The organism is Sulfitobacter sp. NFXS29 (genome assembly GCF_040148765.1).
Classification (GTDB): Bacteria; Pseudomonadota; Alphaproteobacteria; order Rhodobacterales; family Rhodobacteraceae; genus Sulfitobacter.
In genome coordinates this window covers 26,856-50,595 of the sequence record NZ_JAGDED010000012.1, presented here as the reverse complement: position 1 = coordinate 50,595, position 23,740 = coordinate 26,856, and the positions used below count along the sequence as shown (strand labels likewise).

General features: G+C 52.8%; 20 protein-coding genes and 1 pseudogene. 4 read left to right on the top strand and 17 right to left on the bottom strand.

The annotated features are described in order from the left end of the window. Window positions 1-50: 50 nt before the first annotated feature. From J3456_RS16870 to J3456_RS16830, 9 genes are all read right to left on the bottom strand, one after another. The gene (locus J3456_RS16870) at window positions 51-608 is read right to left on the bottom strand and encodes a WcaF family extracellular polysaccharide biosynthesis acetyltransferase (protein ID WP_349581326.1); all 558 of its coding nucleotides are present in this window, start codon (window positions 606-608) and stop codon (window positions 51-53) included. Beyond that, a complete protein-coding gene (locus tag J3456_RS16865) occupies window positions 608-1,963 on the bottom strand; it encodes an oligosaccharide flippase family protein (RefSeq protein WP_349581325.1) in 1,356 nt (451 codons plus the stop codon). Before J3456_RS16865 ends, J3456_RS16870 begins: the two co-directional genes overlap by 1 nt. Then, entirely contained in the window at window positions 1,957-2,670 is a 714-nt protein-coding gene (locus tag J3456_RS16860) for a putative capsular polysaccharide synthesis family protein (protein ID WP_349581324.1), read from the bottom strand. Before J3456_RS16860 ends, J3456_RS16865 begins: the two co-directional genes overlap by 7 nt. 250 nt (window positions 2,671-2,920) lie before the next feature. After that, window positions 2,921-4,213, bottom strand: a complete 1,293-nt coding sequence (locus J3456_RS16855; RefSeq protein ID WP_349581323.1) for a hypothetical protein — start codon at window positions 4,211-4,213, stop codon at window positions 2,921-2,923. Between the two features lie 16 nt (window positions 4,214-4,229). Continuing rightward, window positions 4,230-4,781: an acyltransferase gene (locus J3456_RS16850; protein WP_349581321.1), complete on the bottom strand. Its 552-nt coding sequence runs from the start codon at window positions 4,779-4,781 to the stop codon at window positions 4,230-4,232. Next, window positions 4,768-6,012, bottom strand: coding sequence for a hypothetical protein (locus J3456_RS16845; RefSeq protein WP_349581320.1), 1,245 nt, complete (start codon window positions 6,010-6,012; stop codon window positions 4,768-4,770). Before J3456_RS16845 ends, J3456_RS16850 begins: the two co-directional genes overlap by 14 nt. A 61-nt stretch (window positions 6,013-6,073) precedes the next feature. Next, the gene (kdsA, locus tag J3456_RS16840; RefSeq protein ID WP_349581319.1) at window positions 6,074-6,904 is read right to left on the bottom strand and encodes a 3-deoxy-8-phosphooctulonate synthase; all 831 of its coding nucleotides are present in this window, start codon (window positions 6,902-6,904) and stop codon (window positions 6,074-6,076) included. Beyond that, window positions 6,901-7,698, bottom strand: coding sequence for a 3-deoxy-manno-octulosonate cytidylyltransferase (locus J3456_RS16835; protein ID WP_349581318.1), 798 nt, complete (start codon window positions 7,696-7,698; stop codon window positions 6,901-6,903). Before J3456_RS16835 ends, kdsA begins: the two co-directional genes overlap by 4 nt. Window positions 7,699-7,712: 14 nt before the next feature. After that, entirely contained in the window at window positions 7,713-8,687 is a 975-nt protein-coding gene (locus tag J3456_RS16830; RefSeq protein ID WP_349581317.1) for a KpsF/GutQ family sugar-phosphate isomerase, read from the bottom strand. A gap of 136 nt (window positions 8,688-8,823) precedes the next feature. Here J3456_RS16830 and J3456_RS19475 point away from each other — a divergent pair. Next, a pseudogene (locus J3456_RS19475) lies at window positions 8,824-9,549 on the top strand (IS5 family transposase). Between the two features lie 152 nt (window positions 9,550-9,701). Here J3456_RS19475 and J3456_RS16815 read toward each other — a convergent pair. Both J3456_RS16815 and J3456_RS16810 read right to left on the bottom strand, forming a co-directional pair. Continuing rightward, window positions 9,702-10,061: a MarR family EPS-associated transcriptional regulator gene (locus tag J3456_RS16815; RefSeq protein WP_349581314.1), complete on the bottom strand. Its 360-nt coding sequence runs from the start codon at window positions 10,059-10,061 to the stop codon at window positions 9,702-9,704. A gap of 142 nt (window positions 10,062-10,203) precedes the next feature. Beyond that, window positions 10,204-10,983 (bottom strand): metallophosphoesterase family protein, encoded by a 780-nt coding sequence (locus J3456_RS16810; protein ID WP_349581313.1) that lies wholly within the window; start codon window positions 10,981-10,983, stop codon window positions 10,204-10,206. A 533-nt stretch (window positions 10,984-11,516) separates the two neighbouring features. On the opposite strand from J3456_RS16810, the gene J3456_RS16805 reads away from it, so the two are divergent. Continuing rightward, on the top strand, window positions 11,517-12,860 hold the full coding sequence (locus J3456_RS16805; protein WP_349581311.1) for a polysaccharide biosynthesis/export family protein: 1,344 nt from the start codon (window positions 11,517-11,519) through the stop codon (window positions 12,858-12,860). Window positions 12,861-13,095: 235 nt separating this feature from the next. Continuing rightward, on the top strand, window positions 13,096-13,611 hold the full coding sequence (nusG, locus tag J3456_RS16800; protein ID WP_349581309.1) for a transcription termination/antitermination protein NusG: 516 nt from the start codon (window positions 13,096-13,098) through the stop codon (window positions 13,609-13,611). 36 nt (window positions 13,612-13,647) lie between these two features. Here the strand turns inward: nusG and J3456_RS16795 are convergent, their stop codons facing one another. Then, entirely contained in the window at window positions 13,648-14,946 is a 1,299-nt protein-coding gene (locus J3456_RS16795) for an MraY family glycosyltransferase (RefSeq protein ID WP_349581308.1), read from the bottom strand. Window positions 14,947-15,550: 604 nt separating this feature from the next. On the opposite strand from J3456_RS16795, the gene J3456_RS16790 reads away from it, so the two are divergent. Beyond that, a complete protein-coding gene (locus J3456_RS16790; RefSeq protein WP_349581307.1) occupies window positions 15,551-17,677 on the top strand; it encodes a GumC family protein in 2,127 nt (708 codons plus the stop codon). A gap of 454 nt (window positions 17,678-18,131) precedes the next feature. On the opposite strand, the gene J3456_RS16785 is transcribed toward J3456_RS16790, so the two are convergent. From J3456_RS16785 to J3456_RS16765, 5 genes are all read right to left on the bottom strand, one after another. Then, window positions 18,132-18,404, bottom strand: coding sequence for a hypothetical protein (locus tag J3456_RS16785; protein ID WP_348657419.1), 273 nt, complete (start codon window positions 18,402-18,404; stop codon window positions 18,132-18,134). 22 nt (window positions 18,405-18,426) lie between these two features. Continuing rightward, window positions 18,427-18,693, bottom strand: a complete 267-nt coding sequence (locus J3456_RS16780) for a hypothetical protein (protein ID WP_349581306.1) — start codon at window positions 18,691-18,693, stop codon at window positions 18,427-18,429. A gap of 649 nt (window positions 18,694-19,342) precedes the next feature. Continuing rightward, window positions 19,343-20,953, bottom strand: coding sequence for a BCCT family transporter (locus J3456_RS16775; RefSeq protein WP_349581305.1), 1,611 nt, complete (start codon window positions 20,951-20,953; stop codon window positions 19,343-19,345). A gap of 38 nt (window positions 20,954-20,991) precedes the next feature. Beyond that, on the bottom strand, window positions 20,992-22,113 hold the full coding sequence (locus J3456_RS16770; RefSeq protein ID WP_349581303.1) for a mechanosensitive ion channel family protein: 1,122 nt from the start codon (window positions 22,111-22,113) through the stop codon (window positions 20,992-20,994). Between the two features lie 3 nt (window positions 22,114-22,116). Beyond that, window positions 22,117-23,718, bottom strand: coding sequence for a sodium:solute symporter (locus J3456_RS16765; RefSeq protein WP_349581301.1), 1,602 nt, complete (start codon window positions 23,716-23,718; stop codon window positions 22,117-22,119). Between the last annotated feature and the right edge of the window lie 22 nt (window positions 23,719-23,740).

The window sequence follows — 23,740 nt, the reverse complement described above, 5'->3', positions numbered from 1 at the left end:
TTGTCTCATTACTCCTATTTCACAGCCCCCAATATTTTTCGGCCAGATACTCATCGGTCTTTAACCACTCGGCATGGGTTTCCGCTATAGACTGTTTGAGCCGCGATTTTTCCACTAGCAACAGTACCAATCGCAAGTACCGCGGCTGTTTCAACGAATGTTCCCGGCCCCACCAAAGCAAAGGCACCAATCCAGCACTCATTCTCAATTGTTATGGGTCCACATTCTAGGTCAAAGGTCACCTTGTCCCAGCGATGATTTCCGGTGCAAAGATAAGCACCTTGAGATACGCAACAATGATCACCGATGGAAACAGCTTCAAGGTTATCTATCCAGACCGATTCACCGATCCAGCTATGCGCGCCAACGGCTAAACGCCAAGGAAATTTCACTCGGACACCAGGCTTTATCACTACGCCGATACCGACTTTCGAACCGAATAACCGTAAAATGACACGCCGCCAGCCAGATCCGGGTATAAAACTTGCCACGATCCTGCCAGCAATCAGCATCCAAAAAAGCTCTTTAACCCGCGAGGCTCCGCGCGAGAAACCCTCCGTAGAATACCTGTCTAAGCGCGCATAAATCTTCTTACCTTCAATAGCCACTAGTCTTTCCTCAAATTTTGCATTGGGCCGTTACATGCTAAGAACCATGGGACGACAAAAAAGCCCAAACGTAAGCGTACGAACAATAGAGCCGAAGTATTTGTTGCGATAACGCCAAATGCAGTTGCAAAAGCGGCTCCAGTTGCGGCGAAAGAAGGTACGAGAAGTATCGAGGCCAACAGCATTAATACTGTGCCAAATACCGAACTAAACCACATCTCTCGTTCATGGCCAGTCATAACTAGGATGTTGCCAACCGAACCAGTCAAACTGTTAAAAACCTGACCAATCGCAAGTATGGTGAATGCTGTTGCGCCACTGACGAATTCAGGGCCAAAGAGCCCCATTAGCTGCTCACGGCTAACAACCATCGTAACCAGAAGTGGCACTACAAATATATTCTGGAAGAAGGCAAACCTACGGGTAAGAATGCAGAGTTTGGTTAACTCACCTCTATAGTAAAGTTGAGATATTCGAGGTGAGAGCACGGCGTTTGCCGCAGCCAGAAAGAGGCTCAACACCATCGCGACACGGAACGCAGTCCCGAATAGCCCTACCTGTTCTACTGTGCTTAGTAATGAGAGGAGCAACAGCGGAGCGTAGGGACCGATCGCACGATTAAAGATTGAAATGAGCCAAAAGTGACGCAAACTTCGAACATAATCCAAGGTCCGCACCGGCAAAATCGGGCCCATCCGCAAATAGTGTCGCAAATGCACAGCCGCCATCGTAATCGCGGCAACCAGCCCAGAGAGGTAGGCAATAGAGACACCGACATTACCAAATATAGAGCGCATCGGCGAGAGAAGTATTCCCGCGACTACAAAATTGATGAGCCCAGAGACAATGACCGACATAGAAACTCTATCAGTTGCCTTGAGGCTTTCTGACATCAGCGCCATTATAGAGAGAGGCAATAGAGAAAAAGAAAATGCGGCAAGATAAGTGCCGTAGTCTGCATCCAACCCATAATATCGAATTCCGGTCCACACCCCTAGGTAGAGCAGGAGTGTCCCTAAAAGGCCTCCAATTATACTCACCGTCAAACCGAACAGAAAATAGCTTCGAGCCAATTCAAAATTGTCTAACCCGTGTTCGCGCGCTATGTATTTCAGAGCAGCGCCATCAGTCCCGAAACGGAACAGGATTGACGCTACGGTCGCTAGCGAAAGTCCGGTAAAAAATATCCCGGCTCCCGAAGCCCCAATGCTGCGGGTGATTAGAACCGTAAAGAGGAAAGCGGAGACCGAAGATAGCAGCCTAATTCCAAGGACTGCTACCGAAGCGAAAAATGGATGGTTTAGCAGCGCAGTAGATTCCGATAACGATCTACTGCCATAATTCTTCATTACCATCTTCGGTCACTGTCATCATAAAAGTGGGAGAAGTAGCGCGATTCGTAGAGGTCAGCTCGAAGCCCTTTCGGAGGAACGAAGCTTTTGCGAAACGCCGAATAGGTAGCGCCAATTGGCTTGCCCGAAGCCATATTGCTAGCCTTAAGTTTCACTTCGGGCCGCTCTAGGAAGTTTCCGAGAGCTAAGATCGCATTGTCAAGATTCTCCATTCGGTACACAAATACTTCAACACCAGCGTCTCGAATTACCGAATAGCCTCGCTCTTTATCAAACTCGTGAGCATAAACATCGACACCAAAGTGGCGCTTAAGTTCAAGATCGAACCAGAACATCGGTGTGTAATGCGCCCCGAACGCAAGAAACTCCTGATGAACGTCGTTAATCGATTCTATTGAAGAAAGATCGCTAGGCATAGTTTGAAAGTAAGCCGAAATATTCCGGGCAATTGGCTCACGAACCCCAGTTACAATCCTAATCGGCTCACCTCTTAGCCGCGTACTGTTTAGAAGCCTCGATGCTTTACGAAACTGAGAGCGCCAATTGATGGCCTGTCGCAATTGTCCGAGAGGACTACCTCTATACTTCGTCGAAAAATATTGAATTGGAACATCGCCACTCCAACTATGAAGTTGCATTACTGTAGGAAAACTTTGAACGATTGACGACGACCCAACTTTTCCCATTTGCAAACAGATCTCTAATGCCATGCGTCTTACTCACTACTAGATAGGATATTAGAAACAGCTCCTTAAGAGACCTCTCGGGGGGGGGGGGGATTACCAAGCTGCCTTAAGCCTAGCGTATCACGCGACCCAAGAAAGTGTAAGGCTTTTAGCCTTTTTCGTCCAGCGAATATAACCCCCTCACCGTGAGCAACGGCTCGCTCTAAGAAAAGTTGTTCGAAGAATTCATCTTTTTTCAACATGTCACTAATCGAACAACAGGTTTGTTTCGTTATCACTTCACATTGATGCGGCGGCCGAAAAAATTCCTAACGGTCGCGTCGACCAAAAAAATAAATAGGAAAATGCCAACAAATTTGAACAGTACGTAAACCCCATAAAGACTCCAGCGCATCATCGTAATCATTAGTATCGCATACATTAGATGATGTGGAGAATTATGTCGCGGACGAGCCTCCCGTCCAATCCGAAGCCTAATAGGCTGCGTGACCGCAAAGAACCACAGAAGCGGAATCGCTAGCAGGTAGTCAGTAAACAGCAAATAGCCAGCGACGACACCACCGCCTGGAACACGAGTCTGATGGTATGCCTTTGCCATCGCGTGATAGTTTAGGCTGTCAGGCATGAACGAACTAGGAAACGGAGCGATAATAGCTATGAAGTTACCGAGTACCTGCGTGAAAGAAAGGCTCAAAGAATAACTACTGTAAATCAAGGAGGTTTCAATCACGCCGGTGAAAGTGCTGTCGAGCACGTTACCATATGAACCTAGGTACTTATATCCAAGCAATGAAAGGAGGTTGACTTCCATAATACCTGTTCTCAAGATACCTATTCCCGCCATGGCAACAAAACCGACCAAAATAATACCTACAATATTGTATTTAGCCACCTTCCGTCCAGACATTAGGCCAAGAAATATCGCCAAAGCCGAAAGTGTACCGGCCATGCGATATGATGCCAAGACCAAACAGAGAGTATAAAATATCGCGCTGGCAACGAAAAGCATCCGCGCGGTTCGACCGCGCTCTTGTGAAAATAGCGCCACAATAATTAGGAGGGATAAATATTCAAGAAAAGCATAGCGGCCTATTTCATCGAGGTCAAACTGTTGTTGAAAAACCGTGCCCGATGTGACCGAAACATAGATTCCGCCGGCCATTAACGTACAGGTAGCCACCCAGCCCGAAAGACGGCTAAAGCGAAGGTTCAGCTCTGGGATGTGTGCGTATAGGTTCAGCCGAAAAGCTCTTGAGGATTCTAGCACATAGAATACTAAGAGGACGAGCGTGGTCAACAGACAGAGGTGCTCCATCGAAGCGCCATCGCCACGATAGAATAGGGTTAGCGTATTTTCCCAACGCAAGTAGTAGTCGAATGTAAACGCCAAGAAGATATTAATAAACGCGTAGAGAACCGTCGTAATATTCGCTGCTACTAAAGCAATCCAGGCTGATAAAATAAGGAGCCAGAGCCCAAGAAGACTCGGGAAAACAAGCGCAACAACTATACTTAAAATTACCAGAAATGTAAAAAAGATGATATTATCTAGGTTTAACTTCAGCATCCCAAATCGTTGTCCATCATAGCTCAGTCATAAAGCCGCGTTTTCCGATGACCCGAGCCGGCGACCCTGCCAAGATTGAGCTATCTGGAAATTGACCTCGAACATAAGAATTGGCGCCTACTACACACTCTGCTCCTAAAATCGTACCCGCTTCGATCACCGCACCGGTCCCTATAAATGTGTTTTTCCCAATCATTATCGAACTAACCTCATCATCAGCAGGGTCGAAAGCACCGACGCCGTTGCACCGAAACCTATGCTTTGTGTCTGTAATCGCTACCTGCGCGGCAATTCGAACCCCGTCGCCGATTGTGACACAGTGACTGCAAATAATGTGTACGTTTTGCGCAAATCCGACATCATTGCCGACGGTCAGTAGGGCACCGGGGGAAACCTCCAGTCGCAGCCCGGGAAAACAACGAAACCGCTGACCTATCTCAATTCCCCGAACACCGATGACGAAACAAGGCTTGCCGATGTATGAAGGAAAGCCGATGCGCTTGGCAATAATCGAAAATAGGAGAGCGCGGGCTCCCCAGACTATTTTCACCGGGCTAAAACGGACCATTGAGTACCTCGTTAATTCTTTGAGCGCGAGCCTTAGTATCATTATAGTTGTAGGGAATCAGCTCATCCAATCGGTCCCAGTCATAACGATCGAGTACTCCAAGAACTTCGTTCACTCCGCGGACAACCACTCCGGAGGCGCGGAAAGGCTCAGGTAGAAAGCGAGAGTCGAGAAACACGAAAGGGCACCTTAAACGGTAGCAATCCAAGAAGAAACCAGTGGACGACATCACGGCTATATCGATTAGATCAATGAAGTTTTCTTTCGTATCCGACGTTGTGTATGCGAGCTCAGCAAGGGAAGGATAGAGATTAATGTTAGAGCGTGGGTGAATGCGAACGAAACAGGACATGCCGGTTTCAGACTGTAATTCGCGTGCGAACTCAATCAACTCAAAGTTGTTTTCTAGATTGTTGTCTCCGGACAAAGCTAAACCAAAAGCGTTCCGTCTGGATCGCTGAACGCGCAGGGGCGACAGATTTGATTCCTTCACAGAATCCATCGAAATCACTCCGACGGGCACAAACCGGTTGCGTGACACGCCTACCTTTTCGAATTCTCGGATAGTCGCTTCTCCCCAACAAAGCATAGTCTCGCTGACAAAATTGTAGATCGCCTCAATATCAGGAGACATCCCTTCCGCATTCAGCAGTCGATATTGTCCATGCTGTAGGGTTACGGTCTTCATACCTTGGCGGACCGCGACCTGAGCGATATGGTTCTCAGTTCCGATCTGGTCGCAGAAAGTAACTAGACCCCGGGCGTCTAATTTACTGAGCGCTTTCTGCAGCGTGCGTTCGTCATCCCAGAATCTGGCATGGGCAGCACCGAATAATATCCGTCGATACAAAGCTAGATCACTTCGCTCTGAAAGAAACTTCACTAAGCAGGTCAGTCTTTGTAGGAAGCTCCAAGGCGCAAACCGATCGCGCGTGTGAAGCTCGCTGAACAAATGTTTCTCTCCAGCAATTTCGCAAAACGAATTCAGGTACTTTTCAGCTACGGGACCGGCTGACTTTCCCGGACGAGAAACGATCCAGTTTGCCCCACAGTTGATAGTGACCTGAACATCAGTGCGATAGAAAAGGGTATATGTGAGAAATCGAAATGTTGACTTCCAATCATTGAAGTACAGCTTCGTTTTGAACGGACCCAGCGGATCCGGAGCACCGGGCGAAACAAGGGCATCTTCTCGCCTGAGTGCAACGAAAGCGGCAACTGCATAGCTCACTGCAGTCATCAATAAAATGGCTGGAATTGGACAAACATAAAGCTTCGCCTCGCGCTAAATATCATAATGTCTTTGTTAGTGCATCGAAGTCGCGTAGCGTCTTGATAAGAATTCCAAGTTCACTTAGCGGAATCATGTTTGGGCCGTCCGAAGGCGCGTTGTCTGGGTCCTCATGCGTTTCGATGAATACCGCCGAGACACCTACCGCACAGGCAGCTCGCGCGAGCACTGGAGCAAACTCGCGCTGCCCGCCCGAGGTCACCCCCTGTCCGCCAGGTTGCTGCACTGAATGGGTGGCGTCGAAGACTACAGGATAACCGGTGCGTGCCATAATTGGAAGGCTCCGGAAATCGCTCACAAGCGTGTTATACCCGAACGAAGTGCCGCGGTCACAGAGCATAATTTTTCGGTTGCCAGTAGAGGCAACCTTTTCCGCAACGTTGTACATGTCCCAAGGGGCGAGGAATTGCCCTTTCTTGATATTGATTGCAGCGCCGGTTTCACCTGCAGCGAGGAGAAGGTCAGTTTGACGACACAAGAACGCCGGGATCTGCAGTACATCGCAGACTTCGGCGGCTGGCACACATTGATGCTCATTATGAACGTCAGTAATTACCGGGACTTTGAACTCTTCCTTAATTCGGTTGAGAATCTCCAGCCCGTCCTCCATGCCCAAACCGCGATGAGTGCCAATCGATGACCGATTAGCCTTATCATAGCTGCCCTTGAAGATAAATTTGGTGTTGGTCGGTGCGCAAGCCTCGGTGATCTTCTCGACAATCATCCGAGCATGATCGAGACTCTCGAGTTGGCAAGGGCCAGTAATGAGGACAATCGGGTTATGGCCCCCAATGCTAAGGTCGCTCACTGGGACGGTGAGGTGTTCAGTCATAGCTCAATTTCCTTCAATACACGTTCGATGCGATTTACGTCTTCCGGGTTGTTTAGTTCCCAAAACACGCGACCACGGCCCTCGACTATAACGCAACGCACAATTTGACCGTTTTCCAGAAACCGCAATTGCTCTAAACCTTCGCGCTCCTCCAAGGGCCCAGCGGGCCAATCAGTGTATGCCTTCAGCGCCGAGGGACGATAGGCGTAGACTCCGACATGGTGATACACAGGAATTACTTCCATAGGTTTCTTGGACGGATCGATGTAGGGGACAACTTCTTTCGTAAAGTAGAGCGCACGCCGATCCCGATCGAAAACCGCAGTCGTGCCGCCGACCCTTCCTGCCCTGCGGTCTTCACGGAAATGCGAGTAGGTTAGCGCATCGCACTGCACGACGGGTGTCGCTACCTGTGCCGTGGTATCTTCATGCATCGCCGCGATCAAGTCCTCAATGAACCATTCTGGGGTCAACGGTGCATCTCCCTGAAGGTTCACCACAAGGTCAGCATCAATGCCGCCGCTCGATAGCGCTTCAGCGCAGCGAGCTGTACCGTTCTCGCAATCTGCGCTGGTCATTATCACATTCGATCCAAAGGCGTTTGCAGCGTCGCGGATGCGGACGTCGTCGGTGACAATGTACACTTCATCAACACCCTTAACCCGCTGTGCCGCTTCCCAACTAAGCCGTATCAGTGACTTCTTTTCACCCGAAGGCAGTATGAGTTCAACAAGCGGCTTGCCCGGATAGCGAGTCGAGGCATAGCGAGCTGGGATCAGGATAACAGTTTTCATGGCCGTCTTTGCGGTCATACGACACCAGTTCGAAGCAGATCGTGCATATGTAGAATTCCGACGGGCTTCCGCATATCGTCGACCACAAAAAGCGCAGTGATCTTCATTTCATTCATCCGCGCTAAAGCCTGCGTCGCGAAAGTGCACGGTGACACGGTTATCGGATCTATCGTGGCCACCTCCTCAGCGGAACAACTCATGAGACGAGCCATATTGCGGCGTAGATCGCCATCCGAGATCACCCCGAAAAGTCTTCCATGACGCAGCACGCCCGTTGTTCCGAAACCCTTGGAGGTCATTTCGAGCAGAGCCTCGTCCATCATCGTGTCGGCCCGCACCATCGGTATGGCTTCGCCCTCGTGCATCAGCTGAGAAACTAGGGCAAGTTGCGCCCCAAGTTTGCCGCCTGGGTGGAAGGTGCGGAAGTGTTCCGGCTGGAAATCACGTTCTTTCATAAGCGCAATAGCTAACGCATCTCCAAGGGCGAGAGCCAGTGTGGTTGAAGTGGTTGGGGCCATCCCCATTGGGCAGGCCTCGGGGCAGCTAGGGAGAAGCAGTCCGTAATCGGCCGCCTTTATCAATGCGCTCTTTCCACCTGACGAAATGGCAATGAGCGGGATTGAGAACCTTCGTGTATGGGCAACCAAATCGCTCAGCTCCTTTGTTTCTCCAGAGTTGGAGATCAAGACGCAAATATCGTTCGGAGTTGCCATTCCTAGATCGCCATGGCTGGCTTCCGTAGCATGCACAAAGAAGCTTGGCGTCCCCGTACTAGCCAAGGTGGCGGAAATTTTGCGCCCAATGTGTCCAGACTTCCCTACCCCAGAAACAATGACTCGCCCTTGCGATCCAAGGATCAGATTCACGACCGCGGCGAAACTTTCTGGCAATTCATCGGCCAAAGTTACTAAGGCTTCGGATTCTTGAAGGATCACATCTTTGCCAACTTTAACGATGTTGTTGTCTTTAATGATATTGTCGTCGAGCATTTTAATTTTCTTTCTAGTAAGCGAAGTGGAGCTGCGCTTATTGTGGTTCTATGTTCATAACTAGACAGCACACCTATTAATTCTTGTTCATGGGCATAGGTTTGTGATTCATTTCATCCGAACAACGGGCGGGAGGATGCAAGTGGCGCGATCAGACATGAGCGATCTGGAATGGGAATTCATCAAATCTCTCTTGCCTAACAAAACGCGCGGCCAGAAGCGGGTTGATGACCGCCGCGTGATCAACGGCATTTTCTACGTCCTGCGCACCGGCATCCCTTGGGCCGATCTGCCCACCGACAACGGTCTATAATCCCTTCAACCGGTGGAGCTACGCGGGCCACTGGGACCGGATCATGGACGCCTTCGCCGACGCGCCTAACGTTGACACAGTGATGGTCGACGGGACTAGCGTGCGCGCGCATCATTCCGCCACGACTCTAAAAAAGACCCGCGCCTCTGTTTAGGTCGCTCACGGGGCGGATTAGGCACGAAAATACATGCGCTTACCAATCAGGATTGGCTGCCGATCCGATATGAATTGACACCCAGCCAAGCTCATGACGCGCCGCCGTGCAAGACGCTACTGGGCAACTTGCAACCTGGCCAACATGTGCTCGCGGACAAAGCATCTGACGCTGACTTGATCAGAGGCTTGATCTGGGAACAAGGGGCTATCGACGTGATCCCCCCCAAGACCAACCGCAAACTACCCGCCGAATTTGATGTTGAAATCTACCGGGAACGCAACAAAATCGAGCGTTTCTCTGGCAGGCTGAAAGCCTCGTTCCGCCGTATCGCAACCCGATACGAGAAAACGTTACGCAATTTCTTGTCGATGATCAAATTGGCATCGCTGTAGATCGAGTTTTATAAGTCGGCTGCCTAATGGTTTCGATTTCTTTAAGCGCGATGGTCTACTTAATTACTTTTGGCCTTGGTATATCTACGCTGTGCGGGACAATGCTTTCACCAATCCCCGATAACGATAAACTACCGGGGGTTTGTGTCGAGCTACTCTTGCCGGGCCCCCTGCCCCGCATTCTCCGCGCCCAACTCCTCCTGCAACGCCGCGATCTCCGCCCGCAACGCTTCGTGCTCCGCCATACGCCTTTGGAGAAAGTTCTTGGCCAGCCGCGCGCGCTCTAACACCCCGCGGGGCGTCAGCACATAAGCGTAGCGCAGCTTGTTGCCAGAGGCGCGAAAGTTGCTGACCTTCACCTGGCCCTTTTCGACCAATCCTCTCAGACAGTAATTGACCACCCCCAGACTAATTCCAAGCGCCTTGGCCAAGTCACGCTGTGAGAGCTGGGGGTTGGCTTCGAGCGCCCGCATTACGCGGAAGCGAATATCGTCATTACTAGGTTTGGTCACAGTCTCATTGCGCCACGGCTACCGCACCAGAGCATGCGGGAGGCAGCTCCAGGATAGAACGGTCGCAGCGTTCACAAATGAACGCATAAAGAGGCAAGACAGCAATTGAAAGGCTGAATTTGTAGACTTAGCCAACTGCCGCTCAGGCACGCGCCTCTATAAAGCGACATTCCCCAGGCATAATATGGGCGGCCGTCAATCGCCCTGTCAGATACGCGCCAGTGTCCACAGCAATCCGATCACTAGATAAATCCGCCCGCCTAACAACCGTATGGCCGTGCACAACAATATTACCATCCGTACGGGGCTTGGAAAAAAAGTCGGGATGGCCCCAAAGCAAGACCGCTCCGCGCTGGTCTTCGGGCGGGCGATTGGGCGACATTGCCGCGTGCACGCAATGCATGTTACCCGTCGACCAATGTTTGGGCAAAACCCGTAGCCACTCTTGCAAGCCTTTGGGCAGCGCATCTTCGAACTGCTGGGCCAAGTCGACCGTCGCGCCTGAGTGAATGGCATCTTCGGGCACTTCGATGCCAAAACTGGTGAGCGTGGCAACACCACCATTTCGGAGCCACCCCACTCCCGTCCCCGCTGGATCGTCAATAAAGTTGAGCAACATGCGCTCGTGATTGCCCATCAAACAGATCACGCGATCCGGCCTTGATTGGCTCAACTCATACAGAAGAAGCAAAACCTCCCGCGAGTGCGGGCCGCGATCAATATAGTCTCCTAGAAAAACGCAGATCTCGTTTCCGCGGGCAACCTCATCCAAAAGACCGAACATCTGATTGAGGTGAGCTGCGCAGCCATGAATATCACCGATCGCAAAGAATGCCGCCTCTGGGCGGATCCGCGCGGAGGTCACATTCTTAGGCGCCGAACGGCGCCGAGGATCAAGCTGTGATAGGATGCGGGGTAGCAAGATTTTGTCCCGGTGTATTCGTGGCCGACTTTGAGGTTATTGAATCTCGAGTTAGCTGGACTGCGGCCGATAGGCCACACCTAAATAGCATGTGCCTCCGACGAGCCTATAATCGCCGATCCAAGCGGTTTCTCTGGGCTTGGGCGTCAAATTCCTCGATTAGTATGGTTTCACCGAACAGACACAAGGGTCCAAGGCGAAGCGATCCTTTAGGTAAGCGTTCAGGTCAGGGTACGCGGCTTCGTCGGCCATCCGAGAACGGCTAAGACCACTTTGCCTGCCGCTTTTTGCATTACAACTCACCGCTGCATGGAGCACTCAGAAACCTGTTGCAAAAACGGCATAAAGGAAGAAACAAGCGACCATGCCGAGCCGGGCGGGTTGTGTCCTGCCGCCTGTATGGGGATGCTGAGCGCAACTCGAATTCTGAGGGTCTGTTATAACAGGCTCCGGTGAAAAGCGTTCAGACGCCGGTCACCGTTCCAACAAAAATTGCATATGTCGCTCGCCGATTGCTTGCCAAAGGTTTGTCCATGTTTAAACATTTGATTGCTATCTCACTTTTGTCCTTCGCCACGGGCTGCGGTGTGGCCTATGTTTCGCCCACCGTATCTGAAGAAGAAGGCAAGGTGCGCATTGTGCGTTTGACATCGGCCACAGTAACGGCGGCGAACAGTGCCGCCTATGTTCCAAAAGAGCTTCCAGCTGCATTTTTCCAAAACGCTGGCGGCGCGGGCGCGATGCGCGGCGCCGGTGCCACCCCTTCACCAGTCTCAGAGATCCAAACCCGCCCTGCCGACCTGGCCTTGCGTGTTCCCAAGACACCCCCAATCACCACATATGATATTGGCGTAGGCGATGTGCTCCTGCTGGCCTCGCGAAGTGGGGGTAGCACAGTAGAAGAACTCAGTGGTCTATTGGCCGCACAAAACCGACGCCAAGGCTATACCGTTCAAGATGACGGCGCGATTGCGATCCCGGATGTCGGGCGGGTCACTGTTGCTGGTTTGACTCTCGAGGACGCTGAAGCAGCTCTGTTCCAACGCCTTCTGGAAGCTCAGATTGACCCCTCCTTCAGCCTCGAGATTGCTGAATTCAACTCAAAACGAGTCTCCATCGGCGGTGCAGTCGGGACCGCGGCTGTCATTCCGATCACTCTCACCCCCCTCACGCTGGATCAAGCCATCGCAACAGCCGGCGGCATCCAAACACCTGATCTGGAATATGCCTCCATTCGTCTCTACCGCCAAGGCGATCTTTATCAGATTCCGCTGGAAACCTATTTGGAGTCTCCCGACCTGCAAAAAACACGGCTTGTCGCTGGTGACAGTATTTTCGTCGATACCGAATATCAGCTAGATCGCGCGCAAGCATATTTTGCAGAACAGATCACGCTGCGCCAATTCCGTCAGCAGGCACGCGTACAGGCCCTTGCAGAACTGCAAGCGGAAGTGACCCTGCGCCGGGCTGCACTCGAAGAGAGCCGGTCAAACTTCGAGGCACAATTGGACAATGATGCTATTGCGCGCGACTATGCCTACCTAACTGGTGAAGTGAGCCAACCGGGCCGGTTCACCTTGCCCTTCGGCCGTACGGCATCGCTGGCCGACGCACTATATTCCCATGGCGGATTCGATACGCAAACCGGCAACCCAACGCAGATCTATGTCCTGCGAGGATCGCAGGACAACCGCGAAGCGGTGACCGCTTTTAATCTGAATGCTAAGAATGCGGCGGAACTTATCCTAGCCACCCGCATGGAGCTGCGGCCCAACGATGTTATCTTCGTTGCAGAACAGCCCGTCACCCGGTGGAACCGCGTCATCACTCAGATCACCCCTTCCTTGTTGACCAGCGTCGCCAGCTCCGTAAATTAACGGTACTCTGCCATGCACCTCTCTGATGGGGTTTGCAGATGAGCTGTAGGGGGGGCATTGACTGGGTCTCCCTCTATCCATGCTAAGGTAGCAAGAGTTTGCCCAAAAATGGGAAGCCTCGCGGGGCGGCATTCCTTCGACACTGCATGTAAGTTAGGTCGTCAATAATCGGTTATCAGTGACCTCGCTCTGTTATTGTTGCCCGCCCATGGCGCTTACGGATAAAGGACCAAAAATGTCGGATGCGCCTAAAATCGGCTGGTTCGTAGCGCAGCTGCGCCCGAATGGGCTTGCGAAGGCCCGCGCCCATCTGCGTCGTCAGCGGTTTGAAAGTTTTTCCCCGGAGCGTATGGGCACCCGACCGTATCAGGGCCGTCTTATGCAAAGGCGCCAACCCCTATTTCCAGGTTATCTTTTTGTCCAATTCGATCCAGCCACCCCTGGCTGGACTGCTATTAACAGTACCCGCGGCATTGCGCGGCTTCTCTTGCAGGATCCACGCCACCCCCGCCCGCTGCCGGAAAGCCTCATCGCCGGCCTTCAAGCCCGCTGCGGTCCCGATGAACTCTTGAAGCCCGCAGATGATCTTGAAGTCGGGGACCAGATTCGGATCCTATCAGGCCCTTTTGCCGATTTTATCACGCAAGTTGATCAGATCCCAGATTCTGAGAGGGTTGGCGTTTTGCTAGACTTAATGGGGCGCGATGTCCGGACATCGCTGCACCGCAGTCAGGTCAGCAAGTTAAGCTAGCGATATCATCGGCCGCGAGCTCATAAATGCAACTCGTTAGGCTTTCTTGAGAAACCGATTGTGGGCTTCAACATCCGTCGGAAACGTACCCTCGTAGGCCACGTTCTCATTGTCCGCGGAGAAGGCTTGCAGCGTCCACTTGGCTTTACCTGACTCCCGGAAAATCTGAACATTTAGAACTTCGCTCTCCCGAACATAGGTACCAGACAACGGCGACACCTGAAGTCTTGATCGTTTCTTGCCAAGTGATCCAACCCCGAAATAGCGGACCCGACGGACGCGTCGCGCAGGGAAAAATTTTACGGCAGCCAAGTAAGTCACTACGAACAAAAGAATAAAGCTTGCCAGCGCAATAGTTGCCATGAGGGGTTGATTCCACAGCAGGACTCCAACGGCGATCGGAGTCGAGAAAAATGGCACAAGAAGTAGGCTTGCAATTGGGTTATCGAACCGCCCCCGGCGCCCCTTCAACATGGCGACGGTTCGTACGGCGATATGGTGAAAATGCAGCCGATCCGGTTGGCCCGTTGCGCGGCGTGTTGCGCGCCGGCGCACGATCGAGAGAAGCGTGTCGCAAACCGGCCAAAAGAGTAACAACAAGACCGCCATACCAGCCACAGAGGGGTTCCGGGCAACAAGCACAATCCCGAGCCACGCTAAAATATGGCCGATACCGTAAGCGCCGGCGTCACCCAGGAAAATGCGCCCGAAGGGCCAGTTTAAGATGAAGAAACCGAATATCGCAACTGATAGGAGCCCCGCTACAATCTGGATGTCTGTATCCCCAGTCTGACCAGCGATGGCGATAAAACCTATGGAAGCTGCCATAGAATAGAGCGCTGAAAGACCGTTCAACCCGTCCACCAAATTTAATGCATGGCATGTGCCGGCAGACCAAAGCAGGGTGATCACGATGGCAGGGACAACCCATTCCAACAACGCACCCTCGGTTAGACCTAAGTCGGGCACAAGAGACCCAGTGACGCCGATCGCAAGGGCTGCGGAAATGAAGGCTGCAAAAAGCCGATTACGGGGACTAACATTCCGGTAAATATCTTCGAGTAGCCCGGCCCAGAACACAACTGCACCTGCTGCAAGGGCAAAAAGAAGGTCGCGCCCTATGTCATTGGTATAGAACACACAGCCAACACTGAGACCCAAAATGATTCCAATACCCCCGACACGCGGGGTTGGACGTGTATGTTGGGCCTGCGGTGCAGTAAGGTCGCGAAGCATGTGCTCAGGCGACATAAGAAGATTCGGACGCGCAATAAAAAGCGTGCTCAATACCACACTAATGAAAAAGGCAACACCGAATATCAGTAAATCATGCATCAGAAAAGAACCTAGGAACTATGAACATTGGCACAAAGAATAAGTGTGCCGAAGAAAAGCAATAAACTATGACGTATTCTAGCGGCCGTACGCGAAGGTACAAGGGTCTTGCATAGATAGTCTTTCATGCTGAACTTCTAGCTCCTCGCTCCGTACCTAAAGATCAAACTTGCAGGTGTCACCACACAAAAGCCTGACGCCACACTGCCGGAAGCGTTGGCCCGTCGCATACTACATTCCCAGCATTGTTGTTGCGGCACGCGCTGATTGCCATTTGCCGGACCGCTTGACAAGTGTGTCCAAGCGGATTCACGCCTGTAGCTCTGAATGGAAAAAGTAGGAGATTTAAATATCCTATGATTGTCCATCAATGCACATTTCATTCAGCCCGAGAGCCATAAAAGCGGAATGCTAGACGCTACACTCAAATGTGGCGAGAACGAACCAGAACGCCCCCCCCATGCAAGCCTCTTATTCCCCGAATCTGGACTTCAGACGCGCCCGCAAGGCGAGGTCGCGCTCGGGTCTCAATAGAAGGTGGCATTAAAAAGTGTTTGGGGTTAGGAGACGCCAACAGAGTTGATACCGGTTACCAATAGACAGCATGAAACAGTTTTCCAATGCATCGGGGCATCCCCTCAATGAACCTACCGACGGCAATGAAATTGACCTTGCCAATCTGCTGCAAACTCTTTGGCGCGGCAAGTTGTGGATCGCTCTGTGTGGATTTCTTGCGCTGTGTCTTGGAGGTTTTTATGCCTATGGGGTCGCGGTCCCAGTCTACACTGCTAAGTCTGCCGTAGCTCTTGAGAGCCGGCAGGAACAGGTGATGGATATTGAGAGCGTGGTTACCGGACTGGGCGGCGATCAATCGACAATCAACACCGAAGTCGAGGTTCTTCGTTCGCGCGGATTGATCGAGACCTTGGTGTTAGACTTAGATTTGCTAAACGATCCAGAGTTCAACAGCGCTCTTCAGCCCAGCCCTCGGTTTTCGATTGGCATGATTGTTGGAGCTGTACGAGGAATATTTGGTGCCCAAGAACCTTCTTTTGTCGTTTCCGAAAGAGCCACGCTCGACAGGACCATCAACGCAGTTCTTGACGCCCTCTCAGTCTCTAATCTGCGCCAAAGTTTCGTTTTTGTGATAACAGCAACAACGCAAGATCCTGCGAAATCGGCTCTGATCGCAAATCGGCTGGCTGAACTTTACATCGAGAACCAAATTTCTGTGAAGTTTGAGAAGACAGAAGCGGCTACTGCTTGGCTTAGTGAAAGAGTTAGTGGCCTTCAGGTCGAATTGGAATCGGCTCAAGCGGAGCTGAAGAACTTTTCCACAAATACTGATCTTATCAATGCAGATGCACTTGCTGCGCTTAACCGGCAAGTGAAAGACCTTAGGGATCGGCGTTTGACACTCGCGGCCCAAGCGGCGACAGCGAGAACACAGTTAGAAAAGTTACAGAATGCTGCAGAAACGGGTGATCCAAACGCCTTTGCCGAAGTAGCCCAAGACACTCTTTTGGATCAGGCCTTGCTGCGGTTAGAACAAGGACGTGAGGGCGGCCAAGAAGCTTTCAATTCGCGCAGCGAGGCACTCATTGCCCAGGCTGAGCTTGAAGCGGCTCGTGCGCGGTCGCAGCTAGCCGCCATTGAAGCGTCTATCGCTGACGTGACATCGCGCATCGACAATCAATCCCAAGAATTGGTGACATTGGAACAGTTGCAGCGCGAAGTCGAGGCCAGCCGTCTTCTTTACGAGGCTTTCCTGAGCCGGCTAAAGGAAACGAGCATTCAACAGGGCATTCAGCAGGCTGATAGCCGCCTTCTGAGCCGGGCTGTGGTCCCCCCTGCCCCCTCTGCGCCGCGAAAGTCACGCGTACTAGCGCTTTCTCTTATTCTTGGGCTTATGGCAGGGGCCGCTGCGGTTTTGCTCCGCGAAATGGCTCAAAATACATTCCGCACACCAGAAGATCTCGAAGCAAAAACCGGATATACGGTGATTGGCCAGCTCCCTAAGATTTCTGTGAAAGCGCGCAGGAACGTTCTGGAGTATTTGACGCAAAAGCCGAATTCCGCAGCGGCTGAGGCCGTGCGGAACTTGAGAACGTCAATCCTTCTAGCGAACCTCGATACGCCGCCGAAGGTCATTATGTCCACGTCTTCGGTACCAGGTGAAGGGAAGACAACTCAATCAATTGCTCTGGCGCAGAACTTTGCGGGACTGGGCGCAAAAGTCCTACTGATTGAAGGTGATCTGAGGCGCCGTGTTCTCGCTGAGTATTTCACCCACAATCATCCCCATGGTTTCCTGTCGGTAATGTCCGGGGACATCTCGTTGAAAGATGCCACCGTGTATGATGAAGGACTGAATGCGGACATTCTTTATGGTGAGAGGTCGCGCGTGAATGCAGCTGATCTGTTTTCTTCGAGGACATTTGGCGACTTCATCAAGGAGTTGCGGAACCATTATGATCATATCATTATCGACTCGCCACCTGTCCTCGCCGTCCCAGATGCTCGCGTACTGGGGCAACTGGCAGATGCAATTATCTATTCTGTAAAATGGGACAGTGTTACCCACCGCCAAGTATTGGATGGACTGAAATCGTTAGAGAGTGTCAATCTCAAGCCGAGCGGCTTGATCCTCAGCCAGATAGACCGGCATAAGTTAAAGCGTTATGGATACGGCGATAGCTATCAAGCTTACTCAGGATACTACACAAACTGATATGCGCATTGAAGCTTGCCAAGAATGTAGTGGTACGTTCGGCGTTTAAAGCGAAAGCAAAATGTGTGATGTTTCGTCTTCCAAGCATACTCACATTCGTATTTTAGGTCAGAGTTTGATGCTGGAGAATTCTATCGGCTGGAGGGGCATCTCCGGCATAGGTTGTTTTTATGACGGAAGGCTTATCGGTTCCTTCGTCTGGTGGTGTGGCCACAGCGCCGACCAGCCGCCTGTTCGAGAGAATAAGCGGCTCTCCAACCGTTTACGATTGTACCGTTCACTTCGTCTTGGGGTCGAGACCTCAGCAACTCACTTAAGGTGGGTGTCGGAAGCTCTTCATCAATGAAACCTTCCTCCGTTTAAGGGATAAACTGATCGGAGGAAGGTTCAAAGGTCGTTATAAAACCAGGCTAAAGAAGAGCGGAAGGTGGCACCTCTCCACCTGTCCGATGCCTTACGAATAATAGGCCAGCAACATCGCGATGAAGCCTGATGTCACTACATAAGTGTTGCCCCCGGCAACCACAGAAATGTCACCGCCTGGGGTTACGCTTGACACGCTGCTGACAGACATTCCCGTTGCGCGTGTGATCGCGGCTGCGATCACCCCCGGGCCAACTGTTTGACCAGCACCGCCGGGTGCTGTGATCGTTACGGTATCACCCGCAAACGCACTATTCGCAAGAGTCAGGGAAATTGCAGCGGATATCAAAATTTTCTTCATCATAGAATTAACCCTTTTCAGAACTTCAAAACCCGTAGGCGACCGACAATGTCACCTGCTGGCGATCGGTGTTGTCTGTCACGTCTAGAAGATTAAGAGATGTGCTGATAGTCGAATCAGGAACGTTGAATGACGCACCGAGATTAAGCTGAGTTTCGGTAAAGGACATGCTTGCGCTCATATTCTGAGTGATCCCGACGCCAACGCCTGCGAAAGCTCCATCTTCAATCCCAATACCATCTGTGTCTCGGGTATTGTCGGTACCATACCCAACGACAAACTGAAGCGGCACCTCTACACTCCCTTTGTCGATGGCTACAATGTGCGAAGCATATACAGTGAACTGCTCAGACCGGTTCGAATTTACGCCCCAAGCCGCAAGGTTGGAAACCGTGGCGCCAACGAATGTTGCGGAATTTCCACCTACGTGCGCCAGGCGAGAGGCGGAAAGGCTTAGAGAACCCGCATCACCTAGAGGGTCCAGCCCTGTTAAGGCCAGACCGAATGTCAGGCTAAGATTCTCCAGGGGGCTTCCGATACTATAGCCAGCGACCAGATCTCCGTCGCCACCCGCCCCAGATACTCCGCCTCGGGGCGTGGCATAGGTCAAACCAATAAAGCCACTTCCCGATCTAGGTGCGACCGCCGAGGGTGCGCCTGCTACCGTCGGAAACGCCAACTGCGTGCTAGGGCTAGGTAGCGACGGCTGCGGCGCGAGAACCGCGTCACTTTGCGCTGAGCCAGACGACCCAATGGCAGCGACAATTGAAGAGATCACTAAAATTCTTTTCGACATACCATTTCCATGTAATCAAATTTCATGTTCATAATCAACGTTAGAATGGTTACCTGCAATTTACAAGATTATTCCACCCACGAAGGGAGCTATGACTATTTATGGAACTGATTCTGTAGCTGCGGCCCCCGGCGTAACTTGGTTGTCAAAAATCACGTAATTTCGGACGACCGTTTACCGACACATTATCGATATCCTCTAGCTTAAACCCCCGAACCAAGGAAGGTATCATCGCGCAAACCATTACAAAGATCGGCAGCCCCACCACGGTAATCACCTGCTGCAAGGCGGTCAGTCCGGTATCTCCAGTCAAAAGAATTAGCATCGCTGCGACCAGCCCTTCGGCAAGCCCCCAAAAAACCCGCTGGCGCACCGGACCGGGCTTTGCGTGGCCGGTGCAGAGCATATCGACGACCAGAGAGGCCGAGTCCGACGAGGTCGCAAAGAAAATGGCAACGATGATGATCGCGACGCCTTGGACGAACAACGTGAAAGGAAAGTGCTCAAGAAAGGCGAAGAGTGCTAGAGGGATGCTTTCCGCCACCGCCCGGCTGATCTCGCCCGACTGATCGCCCATCGCCGTCCGTGCCGCCGCGCCGATGCCGTCAAAGCCGATGGCCTGCCAGCCGAAGATTGAGAACCAGATCAGCGTGAAGGCCGTCGGGGCGAGCAGGACACCAAAGACAAACTCCCGAATGGTCCTGCCGCGCGAAATCCGCGCCACGAAGAGCCCGATAAAGGGGGACCATGTGACGGTCCACGCCCAGTAAAAGACCGTCCAGTCCCCTTGCCAGCCCCAATCCCCGTTCGACGGGTTTCGGTTGGCCAGCATATCGTTCCAAAAGGCCAGCCGTGGTAGGTTTTGTAGGTAGAGGCCCGCGGTTTCGACAATGCCGCGCAAGAGAAACAGGGTCGATCCGGTCACCAGCACAAAGATCATCAGCAGAACCGCCATGCCGATGTTGATATTCGACAAGAGCTTCACCCCGCTATCCAGCCCCGCCACGATCGAACCGACGGCGACCATGGTCAGCACTGCGAGGATCGCGATTTTGAGAAAGGTGGAGGCATCCCAGCCGAAAAGCTCGGACAGACCCGCGGCGATTTGCGAAGAGCCAAGCCCGAGGGATACCGCGACGCCGAAGATCGTCCCGAGAATGGACACGATATCAATGGCTTTTCCTACGGGACCGTGGATCCCCTCACGCAGCAGTGGATAAAAAACCGAGCTGACGCGCACCGGCAGATCATACCGGTTGATGAAATAGGCAAAGGCCAGACCCGGCAGCGTGAAAATCGCCCAAGTGTGCAGCCCCAGATGATAAACCGCGATGGAAATAGCATCTTTCGCCGCCTGTTCCGAATAGGGCTCCACCCCCGGCAATGGCGGTTTTTGGAAATGGCTAATCGGCTCGGCCACGCCCCAGAACATGAGCACGGTACCGATGCCGCCTGCGAACAGCATGGTGAACCACGACAGGTTCGAATACTCGGGCTCGGATCCCTTCGGCCCCAATCGAATATGACCGTGGCGGGAGGCTGCGGCCCAAATCAGAAAGCCCAGCCAGACGTTCACGCCAAGGATAAAGAACCAGCCCAGATTGGTCACGACCCACGCCCGACCGAGGGCAAAGACCTCTCCAATCGGTTCGGGGACGACGACCAACAGCAGGACGAATAGCGCAGTCAGCCCGGCTGAAATGAAAAAGATGACCGGGTCCGTTTTCAGGCCAAGACGCCGTGCGAGTTTTTCCACCTGATATTCCTTTGTTGTTGTCTTATTGGTCGACTTCTTCAGGACACCGCCGGGGCCTCACTGTCCGGCGACACCTCATCTCTACTTCGAATCTCCATATTCCCGCGCAGACGCGGCAGCGCTTGGGGATGCTCTTTTTGCAGCCAGTCGATCATCTTTTCCCGGATCTCGCAGCGCAGGTCCCACGCCTGCGGAGAGGTTCGGGCGCTGACGAGGCCGCGCACGGCGATACTGTCTTTCTCGGTCTCAGAAACCTGAAGATTGATCACCTGCCCGTCCCATAGGGGCGAGGCTTTGGCCAATTCCTCAAGCTTCGCGCGCATCTTGTCGATCGGCACCGTGTAATCGAGATACCAAAACACCGTCCCGATAATCGACGCGCTTTCGCGGGTCCAATTCTGAAACGGCTTTTCGATGAAATAGGACAGCGGCACCACCATGCGCCGCCAATCCCACAAACGCACGACGACGTAGGTGGCGAAAATCTCTTCGACCCAGCCCCATTCGTCTTCGACAATCACCACATCTTCAAGCCTGATCGGCTGGGTGATGGCAATCTGTAGCCCCGCGATCAGATTGGTCAGCACCGGACGCGCCGCGAGCCCGACGACCAGACCCGCCGCCCCGGCCGAGGCAAACAGACCCGCCCCGTATTTTTGCACGCTTTCAAAGGTTAACAAGACCCCGGCCGCCGTGAAGATACCTAATATGATGGTTACGGTCCGGCGCAGCACCCGCGCTTGGGTCACGAATTTTCGCGCCGAGAGGTTGTCTTCGACATCCAACCGATGCCGCCGCACGGCACGTTCCGTGAAATGATTGGTCAGAAGGATGAGCGTCCAACCGACCAGAATGATCAACAGCACCAGAAACAGATGCGCCGCCCCATCTTGCCAGCCGTAAAGCCGTACATTTGGCAAGACCCAAGCGAGCGCCGCGACCACGGCGGCAAGGCGCAGTGGTCTGCGGGCCCGACGCAGCAAAGACCGCCCGGTGATGTTCTTTTCCGAGATAACCCGGTCGAGAATGCGGTATCCAATCCAATGGACCGCCAGCCCCGCCGCGCAGGCAAGAAGCACCTCGAGCAGAGGGCTGACAAACTCCGGCGCGGCATCAAGCTGCGCTGAAACATCCGATGCTATTCGGTCCAGCGTCTCCATGGCTCAGGCCCACCAAACCACCATCGCCAAAGTGGCCACGACAAGCAGCCCGGCCCAAAGAGTCCGATCCTGCCAAAGCGGTTTCTCCCATTGTGTGAAAATCTCTCTGGCCTCTTCCCCCTGCCATACGAGGTCTTTGATATTCTCTTTTTCCTTCGGCGACGTGGCGTAGGAAATACCGAAATGCAGGATGATCCCGATGGTCATCATGATCGACGACATCACCGTATAGTGGATTTCCGGCAGCCCCATATAGGTCCAGTAGTTCGTCACCTCTTTCAGCACGAAAAGCGGAATGCCGATGATCAGACCGAACATGATCGTCCAGAACGCGCCGTTGCCGTTCAACCGCTTGAACATCAGGCCAAGGATATAGACCACGACAATGGTCGGCACGATATAGGACAGGGAGGATTGGAAATAGCTGAACAGGCTCTCGAACCCGGCAATCATCGGGGCATAGATCGCGCCGAAGACCATGACGCCCGCGGTGACCAGCTTGCCCATCCAGACCTGACGGTCTTCGCTCACGTTGAATATCGGCTCAGCGAAGTCCTTCACCACCAAGGTCGCGGCGGAGTTCAACGCGGAGTCGAGCGAGGACATGATTGCCGCGATCAACGCCGCCATGATCAGCCCGCGCACCCCGATGGGCATCAGCTCGAACGCCAGCGTGGGAAATGCAAGGTCGGGCGTTTCGAGGTCAGGGTAGAGCTTGAGCGCGATCACCCCCGGCAGGACCATCAGAAAGATGTTCGGCAGTTTCAGGAAACCAGCGAAGATGGCCCCGATCTGTCCTTCCTTCAAGTCCTTTGCGCCCAATGTGCGCTGCACGACGAACTGGTTGATCGTCCAATAGTAAAACCCCAGCAGGATAACGCCCAACAGCCCCGTCCACGGCAAGAAGTCATCATCCGCAGGCAGGATCATATGGGTCATGTCCTCGGGCGTGCCAGTGAACAGTTCTTCCCAGCCGCCGATCTCATCAAGGCCGATCCAGAACAGGGCCGCAGCACCGATGATCAATAGGATCGCCTGCACCGTGTCAGTGACAACCACCGCGGAAAGCCCGCCCAGAATGGTGTAGATGCCGGCGACCAAGGCCAGCACTGCGACGGCAGCCCAAAGGTTCAGGTAGCCGGTGACGTTCGAAATCACCAAACCGCCCGCGTAAAGCGCCCCGGCCGTATCGATGAACATGATGGCAAGGATGGTGAAAAGCGAAAACGCCCGGCGCGAACGGACGTCATAGCGTTCTTCCAAGAAGCCCGGCACAGTCGAGATTTTCGCCCGCAGGTATGACGGCAAAATAAAGATCGCGAATAGGATCAAGACCAGCGCGGCGGTCCATTCATAGTTGAAAATCACGACGCCATTTGCATAGGCCCCGCCCATCAGCCCCACGAAACTGGAGCCGGACATGTTGGAGGCGAAAAGCGAGAAACCGATCAGATACCAAGGCAGCGACCGACCGGCGAGGAAGTAATCCTCAGACCCGCCGGATTGTTTGCGCGAAACGTAAATGCCATGGGCGACGACACCGATAAAATAAGCCACCACAATCGCATAGTCGATCAGGTGTAGATCAAATTTCGCGCTCTCCATCATGCTCTCCTAAAATATTCTT